Source organism: Sporosarcina sp. 179-K 3D1 HS (assembly GCF_047228905.1).
In the GTDB taxonomy this organism is placed as follows: Bacteria; Bacillota; Bacilli; order Bacillales_A; family Planococcaceae; genus Sporosarcina.
Genome location: NZ_JBFEGI010000013.1, coordinates 56,110 through 73,808 on the forward strand (window position 1 = coordinate 56,110; position 17,699 = coordinate 73,808).

15 protein-coding genes and 1 riboswitch are annotated in these 17,699 nt (G+C 44.7%); of the genes, 6 read left to right on the forward strand and 9 right to left on the reverse strand.

From position 1 onward, the window contains the following. Positions 1-28: 28 nt before the first annotated feature. The 4 genes from AB1K83_RS15230 to AB1K83_RS15245 form a co-directional block, all read right to left on the reverse strand. Positions 29-2,041 (reverse strand): methyl-accepting chemotaxis protein, encoded by a 2,013-nt coding sequence (locus AB1K83_RS15230; RefSeq protein ID WP_413059072.1) that lies wholly within the window; start codon positions 2,039-2,041, stop codon positions 29-31. 178 nt (positions 2,042-2,219) lie between these two features. Beyond that, positions 2,220-3,290 carry an SDR family oxidoreductase gene (locus AB1K83_RS15235; protein ID WP_413059073.1) on the reverse strand — a complete coding sequence of 357 codons (1,071 nt, stop codon included), beginning with the start codon at positions 3,288-3,290 and terminating at the stop codon, positions 2,220-2,222. A gap of 143 nt (positions 3,291-3,433) precedes the next feature. Next, positions 3,434-5,170 carry a methyl-accepting chemotaxis protein gene (locus AB1K83_RS15240; protein WP_413059074.1) on the reverse strand — a complete coding sequence of 579 codons (1,737 nt, stop codon included), beginning with the start codon at positions 5,168-5,170 and terminating at the stop codon, positions 3,434-3,436. A 161-nt stretch (positions 5,171-5,331) separates the two neighbouring features. After that, positions 5,332-7,065 carry a methyl-accepting chemotaxis protein gene (locus AB1K83_RS15245; protein WP_413059075.1) on the reverse strand — a complete coding sequence of 578 codons (1,734 nt, stop codon included), beginning with the start codon at positions 7,063-7,065 and terminating at the stop codon, positions 5,332-5,334. A gap of 608 nt (positions 7,066-7,673) precedes the next feature. Between AB1K83_RS15245 and AB1K83_RS15250 the strand changes: the two genes are divergently transcribed. From AB1K83_RS15250 to AB1K83_RS15265, 4 genes are all read left to right on the forward strand, one after another. Continuing rightward, positions 7,674-8,894 carry an ATP-grasp domain-containing protein gene (locus tag AB1K83_RS15250; RefSeq protein ID WP_413059076.1) on the forward strand — a complete coding sequence of 407 codons (1,221 nt, stop codon included), beginning with the start codon at positions 7,674-7,676 and terminating at the stop codon, positions 8,892-8,894. 50 nt (positions 8,895-8,944) lie between these two features. Then, positions 8,945-9,985: a lipid II:glycine glycyltransferase FemX gene (locus tag AB1K83_RS15255; protein ID WP_413059077.1), complete on the forward strand. Its 1,041-nt coding sequence runs from the start codon at positions 8,945-8,947 to the stop codon at positions 9,983-9,985. 182 nt (positions 9,986-10,167) lie between these two features. Continuing rightward, the gene (locus tag AB1K83_RS15260; RefSeq protein WP_413059078.1) at positions 10,168-10,869 is read left to right on the forward strand and encodes an aspartate/glutamate racemase family protein; all 702 of its coding nucleotides are present in this window, start codon (positions 10,168-10,170) and stop codon (positions 10,867-10,869) included. Positions 10,870-10,932: 63 nt separating this feature from the next. Then, positions 10,933-12,069: a DEAD/DEAH box helicase gene (locus AB1K83_RS15265; RefSeq protein ID WP_413059119.1), complete on the forward strand. Its 1,137-nt coding sequence runs from the start codon at positions 10,933-10,935 to the stop codon at positions 12,067-12,069. A gap of 265 nt (positions 12,070-12,334) precedes the next feature. Here AB1K83_RS15265 and map read toward each other — a convergent pair whose 3' ends face one another. After that, entirely contained in the window at positions 12,335-13,090 is a 756-nt protein-coding gene (gene map / locus AB1K83_RS15270; RefSeq protein ID WP_413059079.1) for a type I methionyl aminopeptidase, read from the reverse strand. Positions 13,091-13,404: 314 nt separating this feature from the next. After that, a complete protein-coding gene (locus AB1K83_RS15275) occupies positions 13,405-13,743 on the reverse strand; it encodes a DUF4870 domain-containing protein (RefSeq protein ID WP_413059080.1) in 339 nt (112 codons plus the stop codon). Positions 13,744-13,847: 104 nt separating this feature from the next. Continuing rightward, a riboswitch (TPP riboswitch) is annotated at positions 13,848-13,951 on the forward strand. A 108-nt stretch (positions 13,952-14,059) separates the two neighbouring features. Here AB1K83_RS15275 and thiT point away from each other — a divergent pair. Continuing rightward, the gene (thiT, locus tag AB1K83_RS15280; RefSeq protein ID WP_413059081.1) at positions 14,060-14,614 is read left to right on the forward strand and encodes an energy-coupled thiamine transporter ThiT; all 555 of its coding nucleotides are present in this window, start codon (positions 14,060-14,062) and stop codon (positions 14,612-14,614) included. 241 nt (positions 14,615-14,855) lie between these two features. On the opposite strand, the gene AB1K83_RS15285 is transcribed toward thiT, so the two are convergent. Continuing rightward, a complete protein-coding gene (locus AB1K83_RS15285) occupies positions 14,856-15,617 on the reverse strand; it encodes a tryptophan-rich sensory protein (protein WP_413059082.1) in 762 nt (253 codons plus the stop codon). A gap of 299 nt (positions 15,618-15,916) precedes the next feature. Here AB1K83_RS15285 and AB1K83_RS15290 point away from each other — a divergent pair, with 299 nt between their 5' ends. Further along, entirely contained in the window at positions 15,917-16,462 is a 546-nt protein-coding gene (locus tag AB1K83_RS15290) for a GNAT family N-acetyltransferase (RefSeq protein ID WP_413059083.1), read from the forward strand. Positions 16,463-16,570: 108 nt separating this feature from the next. Here AB1K83_RS15290 and AB1K83_RS15295 read toward each other — a convergent pair whose 3' ends face one another. Both AB1K83_RS15295 and AB1K83_RS15300 read right to left on the reverse strand, forming a co-directional pair. Continuing rightward, positions 16,571-17,146 carry a beta-class carbonic anhydrase gene (locus tag AB1K83_RS15295; RefSeq protein WP_413059084.1) on the reverse strand — a complete coding sequence of 192 codons (576 nt, stop codon included), beginning with the start codon at positions 17,144-17,146 and terminating at the stop codon, positions 16,571-16,573. A 404-nt stretch (positions 17,147-17,550) separates the two neighbouring features. Next, positions 17,551-17,691 carry a hypothetical protein gene (locus AB1K83_RS15300; RefSeq protein ID WP_413059085.1) on the reverse strand — a complete coding sequence of 47 codons (141 nt, stop codon included), beginning with the start codon at positions 17,689-17,691 and terminating at the stop codon, positions 17,551-17,553. Between the last annotated feature and the right edge of the window lie 8 nt (positions 17,692-17,699).

Below are 17,699 nucleotides of genomic sequence, written 5' to 3' on the forward strand. Positions count from 1 at the left end.
GTGTATAAATGTTCTTGCGTCTGCGGTCTTACTCAACCTTAAACTTTTGAATAGCCACTCGCAATTCATCGACCATTTCGGACAGTTGATGTGTGAAGGAGTTCATTTCTTCGACGGTGTGCAATTGATTGTCTGTCGAAGCGGTGACTTCTTCCACATACTCCGAGGCGGTCTTCGCAGTGATAGCCACTTCATCGATGGAAGCTGCGACTTCTTCGGAGCTGGCCGCCATTTCTTCGGATACTGCAGACATTTCTTCGATTTCGTTGCTGATTTGGTGGATGGCCTGAACGATATCCTCAAACTGTTTCCCTAATTGCTCAATGACTTCTGTCCCTTTTAATACATTTTCTTCTCCGTGTGCTGCCGCCGCCACCGCTTCCCGGGTGTGGCGTTGGACTACGTCGATGAGATGATTGATTTTTGCAGCGGACTCGGCAGTTTGCTCTGAAAGCACTCGTACTTCGCTTGCGACGACGGCGAACCCTTTGCCTGCTTCGCCTGCACGGGCTGCTTCAATGGAAGCATTCAACGCAAGTAAATTGGTCTGCTCCGAAATATCGGTGATCATCTTGGAAATTTGTCCGATTTCCTCTGATTCTTTGGATAGCTGCTTGATGATTCCGGTCGCTTTGTTCGTCCCTTCCTGAATATGTTCCATCTGTTGGATCGTTTGTCGGACAGCGGTATGGCCGTCGTTCACTTTCTCGGAAATAAATTCAGTGTTTTTTGCTACAGATGACGAAAGTTCCGCAATGCCGTGGATACCGGCAGACATTTCTTCCACCGCCGCCGCACTCTCTTCCGACATGGCCACTTGTGCTTCCGATCCGCGGCCGATTTGCTGGATGGCTGATGCGATAGTGTGAGACATGCTATTAACATTGTCGGTCTCCCGATTTAATTCAATGGACGCCGCATTCACACTTTCTGCACTGCGGTTAACTTGGATGATCATCTGTTTCATATTTTCGGTCAAGCGGACAAATGTGCTTGCCAACGTCCCGATTTCGTCCTTCCGTTTCACATATCGGTCCGGAATTGCTTGCGTGAAATCACCATTTCCTAATTGTTCCGCCATGCGGACAATCGCTTTGATCGGACGGCTGACCGAAAGGGATGTCGTAATCGCCAACCCAATTCCCAGAATCATGATGATCAGAGCGACGATGAAAAAATCGACTTTCAATTTATCCAAACCTGCAAGCATTTCATCCTCGTAAGCGATTACTCCGATTTTCCAGCCGTTGTCCAGTTCATGAAAGCCAAGGAGCTGCGTCCCATTTTCCGATTCATAATGTACAACCCCTTCATCTTGTGCCAGCATTGCTCCAATGACACGCGACTCTTCGGTTTCCACGCCATCGGTTTTTGCCATTTCTACATAATTGACTTGTTCTTTCACACGTTCACGGAACTTATGGCCGAGATAGGTCCCGCTGGCATTTATGATGAAAGCGTGGCCGTTTTGTCCCATCTTGATATCCTCGATAATTTCGCTTAAATAGTAACCATCAATCCGAGCTAATAAAAGCGCGTCTTCCCCAGTCGCTGTGTCGATCGGGGTGGCCAGCATCATGACCGGTTCATTCGTCACGCGGCTAATGATGATTTCAGACATCGTCGTCTCCCCGTTGAAGGCATTGATAACATAATCCCGATCTGATAAATCCGCTGTCGTGCCGTCCAGATAATGTGAAATTCCGTCCGAGGTGATGATGGCAAAGGTTAGATAATCATCAGTCACCTTTAATTTCTTCTGCAAAAAAGCTTGTTGTATCGTTAAATCCATACTCTCCACTGCTGCATTCGTGGCCAACGCTTCCAATTCAACGAAACTGCGGTTGAACCGTTCTTCGATATAGTGCGCTGTGTCTTTCGCTTTTTCATTTAGCGTCACTTCCACTTGATCGATGATGGCCTGTGAACTGTTCAAGTATGTGAAAAAACCTAATGCTACTGATGCGGTCAGTAAGAGGAGAATGATAGACGCTGTTAGTTTAGAGCCTATACTCCTTATGTTTCTTTTAATTTCTTTCATTTTTAACTTTCTCCCCCCTAGTGCAAAAAACCTAAAAAATACCCTTTTAATATAACTAATGGACTAATTTAATTATCTCTTATGCTAGTAAAATATGTCAACCTAAAACTAGGAAGAAAACGTAAAATTTTATGACAATTTGGATGGGAATAAAAAAAGACCCGCATGTGTATGCGAGTCATCCAATAGTTTGTGGATGTTTCAATTGAAAGTATGAGTCAATGATCATTTCGAGGTTGGAAAGCGGCATATGGAGGTGATGTGTGGAAGTGCCCGCAATTAAGCGTTGGGTGTTCTCGTCTTCGAAATGGAAGGAACGTGATAGATATGCATTGAAAACTGCGACCAGGCTGTTTAATTTTATCTCATCTTCCGTCAATGTGTTGATATCGGCGTCTTCGATAATTTCCAACTGTTCAAAACCGATAGCTTTTTTGATAAGGTTTAATATCAAATGATTCGATGGGGGAGCCGGGTTGGTAATGTTGTAAATTTTACCGTTTTGTGCTTTTTCTGCTGCAATGGCCAATATATCTGCAACATAATTTACAGGTACCAGATTGGAAGTGGCCTCCTTGCTTCCTATTAATCGGTATGATTCTTTTAGGGAAATGGATTTGCCGCGTCTCCTCTTAAAGACATCTAGAGCCCTCATAAATCCGTACAATGTGAACTCCGAATCCGCCTCGCCAGTTTCGGAATCACCAACGATGATGGAAGGGCGGAATATGGATACTTCCATTGGACCCGAATGAGAAAAAACAAGATGCTCCGCTTTTACTTTGCTTTCTTCATATGGATTATGAACATTGGAATCGACCGGATATAACTGTTCGATCCCTCTTGTCCTCTTTCCAATCGTATAAGCGGTACTGATATAATGGAATCGCTTTACGCCAAGCTGTTTGGCAAGGTCGACTGCATGGCGGGTGCCATCGTAATTAATCCGGAACAAGTCATCCCGCAATTCTTCGTCAAACTTCACAAGAGCTGCGATATGATAAAAGAGATCCACAGTTCCTTGAAGTTCATTCACGATGGATGAATCCATGCCGCACAAGGGATCTGTAATATCGCCCCTCACCAATGTCACTCTTTGTTCGGCGCCAACTGGCAGTGTATCAAGCAGACGCTCCGCTTTCTCCATATCTCTCACGAGGATAACGAGCGGATGGTCGGTCGTTTCAATCAATCTTTCCAGTAATTTACCCCCTAGGAACCCCGTGGAACCGGTCAAGAAAATAGTCAATTCGAATCCCTCCAAAAAAAATAGGAGGGCACGAACTCCCCTCCGATAGATATTACGATTATCGCATACTCAGCCGATTTCCGCCATGGAATGAAAATGCAAAAAAGAAGCGCCGCTAGAGCGCTTCTTGTCCTGCTGTCCGTTTAGGTGAATCGCTCCACCAGCTCATGCATACGTTCTGCTTCAGTCTGTAATTCCAGAGAAGAGTGCATAATCGACGTAATTGCTGTTTTCTGTTCATCGATGGATGCGTTCACTTCCTCCGTAGCGGCTGCTGATTCCGTCGCGACGCTGGCAATTTGATTGATGGCGCCGACCACGACGAGACGATTTGCATCCATCTCCTGCATGTCGCTGTCAAGGGATTGCAGATGGCCCGTGATGCCTTGGATGGAATCCGATAAATGATCGAACGCCTGCTTCGCTTCGTTGATCGCTTCCACTTGAACTTGCGATAATTTCAGCGTATGTGTCATTTGGTTTTCCGAAGAGGCGGTATCCCCCTCAATCCGGACAAGAAGATCACGGACCCGGTTTGTCGCTTCGTTCGTATCCTCGGATAGCTTGCGCACTTCATCGGCGACAACGGCGAATCCTTTTCCATGTTCCCCAGCCCTTGCCGCTTCAATGCTGGCATTCAGTGCCAATAGGTTGGTCTGTTCGGAAATCGACGTAATGGTTTGGACGATCGCTTGGATTTCTCCCATGCCGTCCGTCAATTGAGAGAAGTTTTTCCGTAATTCATGGATCACTTCCGTGAATTCCTCAGAATTGCGTTCCAGCTCACCTACTTTTTCGCTTCCCGCTATTTGTAAATTCGTCATCGTCGTCATGCCGCCGACAATTTCTTCATATTTCTCAGTCGTATTGGAAATCAATTCAGATAGGTTGTCCACTTTTCCAATAGCCGTTTCCGCCTCTTCCGCTTGGACGACAGCCCCATTTGAAATTTCAGCAATGGCATGATGTACCTCATCTGCCGATGCTGTCGTTTCCTCGGTGATGGCGCTCAACATTTCGGATGAATTGCGCATGCGGTTGGATGATTCCCGTGTATGGCCGACCATCTCGTTCAGACTGGATTTCATTTCATTTACATTCGTTGCGAGGATTCCAAGCTCATCTCTGGATAAAATGGGAATGTCCTCACCCGTCAGTCTTCCTTTTGCAATATCTGATGTCATGGCCATAATCCGCTTGATATAAGAAGTCATTCGTCCAGAGAAAATCCAGAACAGGCCAACGCCAATCAGCGTGGCAATGAGCATCATAATGGCGGAGTTTTTCAGAACGTTGACAGCTCCCGCATTGAAATCCATTTCGTATGTTCCTGCTGCAATGATCCATCCCCAATGCGGATCTTGCAAGCTGTATGTAATCTTTGGCGCTTTTACATCAGGATTGGTCGGAGTTGGCCAATCGTAACGGACAAATCCGCCATTCGGCTTTTTTGCCTCTGTAATGGACTCCTGAATGAAATAGCGTCCATCATCCGTTTGAAAATCAATGACATTCACCCCATCCAAACTCGGGTGCGCTTCGATGATCCCCTCTTCCGTCACCGCAAAGAAATAAAAATTCTCCCCATACTTTGCCCGATTGGTGATCGCGCGTTTTCCTTCTTCGCCTTTCGGACCTACAATACGAATCCGTGCTTTTTCCTGTGCTTCTTCCAACGTCAGACTACCGCTTTTCACTTCGGTATCCAATTCTTCGATCAAGTCCAGAACGGCATAGGTGCCATTTTGTAGACCGATGCGTCCGACTTGATCCAATTCTTTTTTGGCGACAAAGTAATTCATCAAGCCGACAAATAAAATCGGAAACAGGATGACAATCACAGACAAACTCACCAATTTGTTGCGAACAGACATTTTCATTACAATCCCCCCAGAAATATGCAAAAAATAAGGCGATTTGCACTATACGTTTATTATAGTAGAAAAGACGTAAAAAGGAAATGTAAGTTTTGTGAATTAGTTACAAATGATTTAATGAAAAAGCGGAAAACACATAGTAACGTGTTTTCCGGAACTTGATCTTACGTAAAGCGCTCTACCAATTCGTGCATCCGCTCGGCTTCGGTATGCAGTTCCAACGAAGAGTTCATGATCGAATTGATAGCTGTTTTCTGTTCATCGATCGAAGCATTCACTTCTTCCGTTGCGGCGGCCGATTCCGTTGCGACGCTGGCAATTTGGTTAATGGCACCGACCACGACAAGCCGATTGGCATCCATCTCTTTCATGTCATTATCCAGCGATTGAAGATGGGAGGTGATGCCTTCGATGGAATCGCTCAGATCATCGAATGCCTTCTTCGTTTCATGGATCGCCCCGACTTGGACTTTTGACAGCTTCAGTGTATGTGTCATTTGTTTGTCGGAGTTGGCAGTATCCCCTTCGATTCGTACCAAAAGATCCCGTACCTTATTCGTCGCTTCGTTAGTCCCCTCCGAAAGTTTACGTACTTCTTCTGCCACTACTGCAAATCCTTTTCCATGTTCACCGGCACGGGCCGCTTCAATGCTTGCATTTAATGCCAGCAAGTTGGTCTGTTCGGAAATGGAAGTAATCGTTTGGACAATCGTTTGGATTTCTCCCATGCCCTCTGTTAACTGAGAGAAGTTGTTCCGGAGGTCTTGTATAACTTCTGTAAACTCGACGGAATTCCGGTCCAACTCGTCGACCTTTTCGCTACCCGTTTTCTGCAAGGTCATCATGGTAGATACGCCACCGACAATCTCTTCGTATTTCTCGGTCGTATTGGAAATGAGCGTGGATAGATTATCCACTTTTCCGATTGCTGTCTCCGCTTCTTCCGCTTGAACGACTGCACCGTTCGAAATCTCGGAAATGGCATGGTGGACTTCATCCGCCGAGGCCGTCGTTTCTTCCGTGATCGCGCTCAGCATTTCAGATGAATTGCGCATCCGATTGGAAGAATCCCTTGTATGGCCGACCATTTCATTCAAGCTGGATTTCATTTCGTTGACATTTGTCGCGAGAATGCCAAGCTCGTCCCTCGACAAAATGGGGATATCTTCGCCCGTCAGTTTACCTTTTGCGATATCGGAAGTTATCGACATTATTCTTCTAACGTAAGAAGTCATCCTACCGGAGAAGATCCAGAAAAGACCGACGCCAATACCGGTGGCAAGCAACATCATCAAGATTGTATATTTCATGATCTGTTTGGCCCCAGCATTAAAATCCATCTCATAAGTTCCTGCTGCTACGATCCATCCCCAATCAGGATAGGGAAGACTATAGGTGATTTTGGAAGCAAGGACATCAGGGTTTGTCGGCAACGGCCATTCATATTGGACATATCCGCCGCCATTTTTTGCAACCTCAATCACTTCGCGTATAAAATAGCGACCGTCTGCTGTTTGGGAGTCATATAAACTTTCCCCTTCCTTATTTAAATGTGCTTCCAATACGCCTTCCTCATTGACAACGTAGAAGTAGAAATTCTCCCCGTACTTGGCCGGATTGTCAATCGGTCTTGTCCCGTCCGCTTGTTTTAGCCCAAGGATTTTCGTTTTGGCCCTCTCTTGTGCTTCGTCCAATGTCAGATGTCCATCTTTCACTTGGCGGTCCAGCTCTTCAATAAGATCTAAAACGGCATATGTCCCATTTTGCAGTCCCATTTTGCCGACTTCATCCAATTCGTTTTTTGCTACGAAATAATTCACGAAGCCTACAATTAATATAGGAAATAAAATAACGATCAATGCCAAACTAACGAGTTTAGTACGTACCGATACTTTCAATATAATACCCCCATTTTTTTACTAGTCCACCAAAATATTAAAATGTTCTAACGTCATTATAAACGGAAGGAGAGACAAAAGACATAGTTGTTTTTCATTATTTCAGCATTAAAAAAACAAAAGTCCTAACTACTGTACTCTTGCGGTTTCTTGACTTGGAAACACGTGTACGATACACTTGGGGGTGTTATCTGAATTACATCAAAGTCAATTGTGCTGTAAGCGGAACGGTTGGCATAGAGGACTCATACTTCTATAAGTGTTAGGCTAAATTCAGATAATGCCTCCACGTACAGGACGGACTAGTGCCGACGTTGCCACAGGACTTGGTGCTTGTAGTTGGCCGGCGGATGTCGCGGATTTTGAAAGGGACATCCCATTGAGGGTGCCTTAATTTCTGCAAAGAACATAGAAATACGGCAAATCGAACACTTCGCTGTTCGGGTCAGGTGCCTTAATTTCTGCAAAAACACGCAGAAATACGGCAAAATGAACCCTACGCTGTTCGGGTCAGGTGCCTTAATTTCTGCAAAGAACACAGAAATACGGCAAATCGAACCCTACGCTGTTCGATTCGCTTGAGAACTTGTTGATAAGGGGTTTTATTCATGCCAAAAGCGGATTTTCTCCCCGTCATCCTCGGGTCGGATGACAATGCTTACGGAATGGCGAGAGCGTTCCACGAGCAATATGGCATCATCAGCATTATTGCAACGAAAGGCCATCTCCTTTCGACGATGCATAGTAAAATTGTAGAAAAACGAATTTTCGATAATTTCGATGATCCAAATACGTTTATTAAAAGCCTGTTGGAATTAAAGGACGAGCTGCAAGAGCGTGCAGACAATCTACTCTTAATTGCCAGCAATGAAAATTATGTCGAGCTTGCCGTCAGAAGTAGCAAGTATTTAGAGCCGCATTATATTCTTCCGTTTGTCGATGAAGAGATGATGGATGATATCATATTCAAAGAGAACTTCTATGAAATGTGTGAAAAATACGGTTTGGATTACCCGGACACGGTCATGTTCGTTAAAGGGATGGATCCGCATATGGAATTACCGTTCGGTTTTCCGGTGGTCGTCAAGCCTTCAGATAGCATGCGTTATTTTAATGCCCAATTCGAAGGAAAGAAAAAAGCGTACGTTTTACATACAAAGGAACAATTTGTCGATGCGATCAATACCATCTATTCTTCTTCCTATGACGGAAAACTCATCATTCAGGACTATATCCCGGGCGATGACACCGTCATGCGCGTGTTGAATGCCTATTGCGATCGCAACGGGAAAGTGAGGATGATGTGTCTTGGACGGGTTGTTTTGGAAGACTATACGCCGGTCCTGATCGGGAATTATGTCGGCATCGTCGGGGAATACAACCAGGAGATTTACGATCAATACCAGAAGTTCCTCGAGGCGATCGGATTTACGGGCTATGCGAACATCGACTTGAAATATGATCGCAGAGACGGGAAATATAAAATCTTCGAATTGAACATCCGTCAAGGACGCAGTAGTTACTTTGTCACTGCGAATGGATATAACATGGCCAAATACCTTGTGGAAGATCGTGTCTATCATCGTGATAATCCGATCGAGTATGGCCGAAACGAAGTGCTCTGGCATACGGTGCCTTTGAAATTGCTCGTCAAATATACGATGGATTATGAATTGAAACAGCAGGTCAAACGGCTTATCCAGGAGAAAAAGACCGCTTCGACCCTTTATTATGCTAAAGATCGGAATCCCATCCGTTCGTTGAAGTTGTACAATTATTATCGAGATTACTACAAGCGATTTGAGAAGTATTTCAAACGGAAAGAGTGACTCTGTCTATAGGCAGAGTTTTGTGCACGGGTATAAGGAGTGATCCCAGAGTGCCAGTATTGGACAAAAACAATGAGAGAGATGTGAAACGGTATGAGGAGTTTATCCGAAACTCCCCGTATCGGGCTCTCACGCAAGACCCCAATTGGGCGGATGTCAAAGATGATTGGGGAAATGAACAGGTATATGTGGAACGGGATGGAGAAATCGTAGCCGCTATGTCACTTCTCATTCGGAAAGTGCCGGGCGGATTTTCATTGCTCTACGCGCCGCGTGGTCCTGTTTGTGATTTTCATGATGAACAGCTTGTTTCTGAATTGTTGAAGGAAGCGGAGATTGTTGCGAAAAAGCACAAAGCCTTCGCTTTGAAAATGGATCCCGAAATCCTTTATTCCGAGGAGCTAGACACGAAATATAAGAATGCCGGTTACGTAGTCCGGAATGTCTCGGCCGATAAGGACGAACTGATCCAACCACGTTTGAACATGATCGTTAAACTGGAAGGCGAAGACGAAGAATCGATCATGATGAGATATAAGAAGAAGACGCGGAATATCATTCGAGGTGCCATCAAAAAGGGAGTGGAAGTTTCGTATTCCCGTAGTGATGAGTACTTGAAGATCTTCTATGATATTTATAAAACAATGGCGGAACGCAATCAAATCACAGTCCGTTCGTATGACTACTTTGTCAAAATGCGCGAGGCCTATGACGGTCTTCGGATTTATTTGGTCAAACACGAAGAAGACTATTTGGCAGGTGCCGTTACGATAAACTATCACGGAAAGTTGTATTATTTATATGCAGGTAGTACGAATGAAAAGCGCAATCTCAATCCAAACCACCTTATGAATTATGAAATGATGAAGTGGGGGATCGAGGAAGGGGCCGAGCAGTATGATCTCGGGGGCGTCTTCATTTTAGACAGCCAAAAGGACGGGCTATATGCCTTCAAAAGCAGCTTTTGCCAAGAGGATGGCGTGACGGAGTATATCGGAGAAGTCGACAAAGTGTATAAACCGTTCCTTTATAATCTGTTCGTAAAAGTAGTTCCGAAAGTCCAGCAATTGAAGAAGAAATTGAAAAAATGAGGAAAGCAGCCACGGAATTATCCGTGGCTTTTCTTCATTTTAACCAAAAGGGAACCGTCCCGTTTAGCTCTACGTCATAATGGAATAGGTGCAATGGATGACCGCACATTCCATGCTGTATGCTATAATTTTGATGGAATGGCGGTTGTCAAAAAACTATTATAGAAAGTTTGTTGGATAACATGAAAAAGAAAACATTGGGCATCATCGGCGGCGTTGGACCTTTGGCTACGATGTACATAGGTGAAATGATCGTCAGGCGGACAGCCGCGGAGAAAGACCAAGACCACGTCAATATGATCATAACTAATAATCCGAATATTCCAGATCGGACAGCCTTCATTCTTGGAGAAAGTGAGGAGGATCCCGTTCCCGTTATCGTTGCTGATAGCAAGCGCCTGGAAGCGGTGGGAGCGGAAGTGTTGGCTATTCCTTGCAACACGGCGCATTCCTTTTTCTCGCATATTCAGGAAGGGACGGATCTTCCGATCATCAATATGGTGTCAGAAACGGCGCAACTCGCGAGAGAAATGGGCGCGACTCGAGTCGGGATTTTGGCAACGACAGGGACCATCCATACGGAAGTGTACCAGTCCGCTTGTAAACAGCATGGCTTGACGCCCATTATTGCCGATCCGGAAACCCAAGAGGTACTCATGTCGGTCATTTACGATGAAATCAAAGCCGGTAAACCGGCAAGCCGGGAGAAGTGGGATTTCATCGAGAAGACCATGAAAGAGGCAGGATGTGACAAAGTGATCCTCGGCTGCACCGAGCTATCCATTGTCAGACAAGAATTGGACCTCGGGGAAGACTATATCGATTCGCTCCTCGTCTTGGCCGAAACGGCAATCGAGAGATGTGGATATGAAGTGAAACGATGAACATTCGTGTAAAAACGGAAGCTAGGATATACTGGATGGAGTAGAATGAAAGTGGGGATCAGAATGTCCTTTTTGGAACGCTTGGACGAGAAGATTAGAGTGAAATGGAAATTTGAAACCGAAATGCCGATCCAGACCAAAATGATACCGGAAATGTTGGATGGCAAAGATATCGTAGCGGAGTCACCGACAGGGTCGGGAAAAACGCTAGCGTATGTTCTTCCGATTTTGCAAATGGTCGATGGCGATAAAAAGCAGACGCAGGCTTTGATCGTGACACCGTCCCAGGAATTGTCGATGCAGATTGTCAATATCATCCGGGAATGGGTGGAAGGAACAAGTATTACGGTCACTCAATTGATTGGCGGAGCGAATATGCAGCGCCAAATCGATCGGTTAAAAAAGAAACCGACCATTGTCGTTGGGACTCCCGGACGGTTGGCCGAACTGGTGAGGTCCAACCGATTGAAAATGTACGACATCCGGCAAATTATCCTAGATGAGGCGGATCAGCTTTTATCCCGCGATCATCGCGTGATAGTGAAAGGGTTGATTGAAGCTGCCCATCCAGAAAGACAGGTAATCGCTGTTTCAGCGACAATCACGGATGAGATTGAGCTCGTCGCGAAGCGGTTGATGAAAGAACCGATCCGGCTTCAAGTGACTGCAGCCGAAATGCCGAAGCAAGGGAAAGTGGTCCATTCCTATGTGAAGACTGATGTACGGGAAAAAACAGATCTGTTGCGCGGCCTGTCGCATTTGCAAGGCATTCGGGCCCTGGCCTTCATGAATAATGTGGATCAACTCCATATGAAGGAGATGAAGTTGCGGTACAACGAGGCGCCGATCGGGGTCCTGTATTCGGACATGAAGAAAATGGATCGTCAGAAGACGTTAGAGAGTTTTCGAAAAGGTGACTTCCGCGTCTTGATTGCGACAGACCTTGGAGCTCGTGGTCTGGACATCGAGGGTCTGACACATGTCATCCATGTCGATGTTCCGCATACAATCGAGCAATATTTGCATCGTTCGGGCAGGACGGGGCGTGCAGGAAGTGACGGGGAAGTGCTGACCCTCCTGTCCTATGCGGAAGAACGGGATTACCGAAAATTGACGAAAGGCATGAAACCTGTCCAGAAAACTTGGTACAAAGGCCAGTTAGTGGAAGGGAACTCGAAAACGGTTCAGAAGAAAAAGTGAAGTTAAGGGGCTGTCCGCTTAGTTGGATAGCCCCGTTTTTAGAGTGGATACAGATGGGTGACCTTCGGATATGAGCGTTTGTTTTGGGATATGAGCGATTCTCTGCCGTTATAAGCGCTTGTGGAGAAATATAAGCGACAACCTGGACTTATAAGCGGTTCTCCGGAAATATAAGCGCCAATCCAGTTTTATGAGCGCTCGTGGAAAGTTATGAGCTCAGCGGCCCCATGCGAAAAGGACTGCCTATTCAAGGCAGCCCTTTTCATTAATCCTCTTCCAAGGAAGTCAAGATAATCGGTTCATCTTTCGTGACAATAATCGTGTGTTCAATCTGGGCGACGAGAGAACCGTCCGGCGTCACAAATGTCCAGCCGTCTCCCAACTCGATGATATGCTCGGCTTTTTCGGATATAAATGGCTCGACAGCTAAGACCATTCCTTCTGTCATTAAGGTTTCATCCCACGCATCGTAATAATTCAAAATATGTTGGGGTTCCTCGTGCAGGGAAGTGCCAATACCGTGACCTGTCAGGTTCTTGATGACAAAAAGCCCATTGTCCTTGGCTACCCGCTCCACCGCCTTGCCAATCTGGTTCAAGCGGGAACCAGCTTTCACTTTGGTCATCGCGCGATTAAATGCACTTTTTGCGACATCGCAGAGCTTCTGTTTCTTTTCATCAGGAGTTCCGACGACGAACGAAATTCCAGTATCGGCGAAGTACCCACCATAGGAGCCGGACACATCGATATTGACCAAGTCACCGTCCTGGATCACCCGGGACCCTGGAATGCCGTGTGCGACTTCATTGTTGACACTGATGCACGTATAGCCCGGGAAATCATATTGGTCAATCGGCGCGGAAATGGCTCCTTTCTCTTGAAAGAGGCGGCCGCCCAACTCATCAATTTCTTTTGTTGTGATGCCCGGAACAGTTGCTTTCTTCATTTCTTCCCGAATTTCCGCAACAATTCTCCCTATCTTTTTCAATGCTTCGATTTCTTGTTCGTTTTTTACGATCATCCTGTACAAATCCTTTCTACCGTTCAGTCGTTACCATACCATACTATAACATATTCCAGAATTCCAAAAGCCCGCAAACTTTTGCTAGTAGAACAAGAAAAAAACGCAAGGCCACTTTTTGTGGACTCGCGTTTTCATTATCTTCGAGGGATGGAAGAACCGTATTTGCTTCTTTTGGATAGAAATTTGCGGACGATCGGGTAAAGGACAGGCGCCCATTTTATCGCAGTTTTAATTAATCTTTTCATTCTTCATCGCCTTCTTCCTACAACATCTTTATATATATATTTCCCACTGGCTTCCTAATGTAAACTTCATTTAAGTACTTTGACGCCTTGGATTATATTCCAGATAACGATGACGAGGAAGAGCAGGCCATAAATCGCAACAAAAAGGAATGGTGTAATTTGCCAAAACCCAAAATGGTTCATGCTTCCGTCCATTGGTCCATAGAATGAGAACATGGAGAAGGAAAAAAGAATGAAGCTGGCTATCAGTAAAACGGTAGGAACGAGATGGGAAACGAGTGAGCGTTTTGCATGTTGCTTCACCTCCCAATCTTCGGAAATGAAATAGACAATCAATGGAAAGAGCAAGGGTGAAAAAAATATACTAAAATAACACAATGCGGATAATAATTTTTGATTAGCCATAGTCGTCCCTCCATCTTGCTTCTATTGTACAAGAAATTTCCAGTGCTTGAAATCATCTTGCTTAATTTCTATGAATGCTATACACTTGAGTGGACAATTGCATGAAAAACCACAAGGGGTGCCGCTTGGCTGAGATTGGACATATACTTGTCCTGACCCTTTGAACCTGTAAGATCATTCTTGCGTAGGGATGTGGATGGAAACTGGCATAATAGATGTCCCGGTTCTATCCGGGATGTCTTTTTTCATTAGCTAGGAATAATTATTTTTCATTCTCACATCCTCCTACCATTTTTTCAAGGAAGGAGGAATTCATTTGGATAAAAAACGTCTTCAATTTTTATTGGAAGTATCCATATTAGGCTCCATCTCTTTTGTGCTGGATCAAGTAGGCTTTTCATTGCCGCAAGGGGGATCGATAACGCTGTCTATGCTACCAATTGTTGTGATGGCTTTTCGATGGGGCATTGCGGGTGGCATGTTGACTGGATTTTTAAGTGGACTTATTCAGTTGGTAACGACCCCTAAAATTTATCACCCGGTGCAAGCTGCGCTTGATTATCTCTTTGCATATTCCTTGGTGGGCCTTGCGGCTGTGACGCTTGTTTGGGTGCTGCGTGGTCAAGCGAGTGGAAAGAAGGGGACGATGATCGCAGCAATTGTTGTGGGCACTGTGATCGGGGGGCTTCTTCGTTATCTAATTCACTTCATCGGCGGTATGGTGTTTTTCGCGCAATATGCTGGTGATCAGCCGGTATGGCTTTATTCACTTGTATATAACGGGACTTATATGATCCCCTCTATCATTTTATCTGCAATTGTCGCATCACTCTTATTTACCTCCGCACCTCGCCTATTACAAAGAAATTAATCAATTACGAATCGAACAGCGAAGGGTTCGATTTGCCGTATTTCTGCGTGTTTTTTGCAGAAATTAAGGCACTTTCGTGAAGGGTCACCTTAGCCTGCGTTCTTATTCAGCGGTTGTTTGGACCACCGCTGTAAGGAAAATAAACAACATCCATCACGAAATCTATTGAGATGGAGTTTTCAGCTGAATAAAGATAAAAATCGCCGTATTCTTCTTCAGTTGAAGGAGGGACGGCGATTTTTTATTCTGCTATGCTCTCGGTTCCTTGGCTTACTATTTCTTGTCCATGTTTACTCTTCCGTGTCATCAAAATTCCGACTATCAAGGCTGCTGTCAGGAATAGGGCAGCTGCCGAAACGAATAATTCATCAATACCATTTTTAACAATGATCCCAATAAACGCCCAGACGATCACTATATTTAACCCGATATCTTTATGATGGTAGAGGAAGTGAAAAGCAAACGCTGTGGCAATCGTTAAATAGATGACGGTCCATAACGGATCGCTCAGTCCCCAGCCCGACCACTCCCGATAAGTGAGAACATAATTGAAATTCATAATCGTGGAGATGAAGATCCAACCAACATAAACGGATATCGGTACCCTTTCCCAAATGGAATTTTCTTTTGGGGGGTAAGTGAAATAGAGGGCAAGCAGCAGCCCAAGGAGTATCACTTTGACGCAAAGCATTGGAGTGTAATAGCTGTAATGCCATAATATAACCCAAGCGACATTAAACAAACAGCTGAAAATAAAAAGAACTGCGCGAAGTCGGGTCCTAGAGGCGGTAGAGCGTGTTCTAACATTAAAGCCGTATATCCAAAAGCCCAATAAGATATAAATACCAATCCAAATAGAAAAAACGTATCCGGCAGGTGTAAAAAGCACAGGTAACCTATCTGCAATTTCCCAAGTCGTCCGATCGTTCAATGGCAACAGGTTGGCAATCGAGTAGACGGCCATTGTCACGACGAAGGAAAAGGTCATTATCATCTTTAGCATTGTCTAATCCTCCTACAGTAAGTATACATTCCAAACAGGATTGCGTGGCACCTAAAGTGTGAAGTTTCCGTCACAAATGCAATATTTCGTATATGGAAAATTCATGTTATAATGAAATGCAGCTCGTGTTACAAAGGTTTGCCGGAGAACAGGGGGTTTGAAAGCGATTTCTACCGTCCAGTTTAGTCTAGGCACCAACAGATAAATTTGATACAAAGGTAAAAAATGTGGCAGACAACGATATACTAAGATTGAACAGGCCAGATTCCGGAAGTATCTTCGTAAAAGGGTGAATGTCATTGATATTGCTTGAAGGGCGATCTTGTTATTTACGAATATTGACTGAGGAAGATGCTTCCATTTTCACAGCTCTTCTCAGTGCCAACCGGGAGTATTGGTCTGTGTTTGAGCCGCGGCATGAGGATAGTTATTTTACCGTAGCGGTCCAGCGGGAAAAAATTAGAGAGTCGCTTTATCAAATGAGGAATCGAAGGGAATACAATTTTGGTATCTTCGATTCTGAAACGAGTAGACTGATTGGACATATTTCTTTGTATAGTATCAAACGACTTCCATTTTCTAGTGGTTTTGTAGGGTATTCAATTGATGAGGGGGAAACCGGTCGCGGTCTGGGGTCTGAAGCGGTTGGTCTTGTGACAAAGTTCGCAATCGAGAAGTTGGCACTGCATCGCATTGAAGCTTTTGTCTCGCCCCGGAATTTGGGTTCTATTAAGGTGCTGGAAAATTCGGGGTACACGCAAGAGGGGTTACTGCGCAAACTGCTCTATATCAATGGAGTATGGGAAGATCATTATATGTATGCGATCGTAGAAGACGATTATTGAAAGGGCAAGGCCCCATTTCGAAGATGGGTGACCAAAATAAGAAGCCACTTCCTGTGAATAGAGGAAGTGGCTTTTGTTTATTTCCCGGGAAATTTGTCGGGGGTCAAATTATTTTCCTACAATAGATTGATAGCCATCGACAATTACGTCAAGCTGTCCTGTATCCGGATGCACAACCAAGCCGTGTATAGGCACTTTTGAATCCATTAAGGGGTGATTCCGTACCACTTCTACACTCATTTTGACGCTTTCTGTCACATCGCTGAATCCATGCAACCAATTCTTCATATCTATTCCCGAATACTTTAGTGTTTGAAATATGTTGGAATCAATTCCGCGATCGGTCATTTTTTTAGTTATACGATCCGTGTCGATGGAGCTCATTCCACAATCGTAATGACCAATGATGTACACTTCGTCGACTTGAAGCTCATAAATGGAGACAAGGAGGCTCCGCATGATCCCGCCGAACGGATGGTTGACGATTGCGCCCGCACTTTTAATGATTTTCGCATCGCCGTTTTTCAAGTTCATTGCTTTAGGCAATAGTTCGGTAAGACGTGTATCCATGCAGGTTAATATAACGATCCGCTTGTCTGGAAACTTGGTTGTTGCATACTCTTCATATCTCTTGTCACTAACGAAAGTTTCATTGAATTCCAAAATTTCATTTAAAAGTGCCATTGACTACACCTACCCCTTTTGGATTTGCTGTTCCTTTTCCCCATATGGTTTTAAAAGAAACAGTGTGCCCGTTAGAAGGACATGTTCAACATCATAATTAATTACATATCGGCCTAATTGAGCCGAGTTTTTGAATCGAGCTTCAGGCTGACAAGACAAGAATGCTTCGTCAGCTCCACATCGCTCAAGGAAAAATGTTCTCTTGTCCGAGTAAGTCGGTTATGTAACCGTTACCAATCTAACAGTGCAAGGTTCGATTTTCTGTATTTCCGCAATGGACGTAGAAATACGGAAAATCGAACCCTACGCTATTCGATCGGCAATAACGATCCTAGTATGTCCTGTACTTCGAAGGCTTTATCTGCACTCAGATAAAACAAAAGAGCTGCTAGAAGGCAACTCTTTTATAGTTTAGTATCCGGTTTTGGATCGATTCTTTCCGCATCGGAAGCATTAAGAGCCTTGGAAAGATAATGCATTGTGAACAATGAAGCAAATAGAAGCACGACCATATAGCCGATAACTGTTGTAAACATGAGACCCATGTGAAAGA

Bases quoted from the DNA above. Each gene is read 5' to 3' on its own strand.
- AB1K83_RS15285 (WP_413059082.1), bottom strand. From the start codon at position 15,617: ATGCTAAAGATGATAATGACCTTTTCCTTCGTCGTGACAATGGCCGTC.
- AB1K83_RS15295 (WP_413059084.1), bottom strand. From the start codon at position 17,146: ATGGCACTTTTAAATGAAATTTTGGAATTCAATGAAACTTTCGTTAGT.
- AB1K83_RS15265 (WP_413059119.1), top strand. From the start codon at position 10,933: ATGTCCTTTTTGGAACGCTTGGACGAGAAGATTAGAGTGAAATGGAAA.
- AB1K83_RS15240 (WP_413059074.1), bottom strand. From the start codon at position 5,170: ATGAAAATGTCTGTTCGCAACAAATTGGTGAGTTTGTCTGTGATTGTC.
- AB1K83_RS15230 (WP_413059072.1), bottom strand. From the start codon at position 2,041: ATGAAAGAAATTAAAAGAAACATAAGGAGTATAGGCTCTAAACTAACA.
- AB1K83_RS15275 (WP_413059080.1), bottom strand. From the start codon at position 13,743: ATGGCTAATCAAAAATTATTATCCGCATTGTGTTATTTTAGTATATTT.
- AB1K83_RS15250 (WP_413059076.1), top strand. From the start codon at position 7,674: ATGCCAAAAGCGGATTTTCTCCCCGTCATCCTCGGGTCGGATGACAAT.
- map (WP_413059079.1), bottom strand. From the start codon at position 13,090: ATGATCGTAAAAAACGAACAAGAAATCGAAGCATTGAAAAAGATAGGG.
- AB1K83_RS15260 (WP_413059078.1), top strand. From the start codon at position 10,168: ATGAAAAAGAAAACATTGGGCATCATCGGCGGCGTTGGACCTTTGGCT.
- AB1K83_RS15300 (WP_413059085.1), bottom strand. From the start codon at position 17,691: ATGGGTCTCATGTTTACAACAGTTATCGGCTATATGGTCGTGCTTCTA.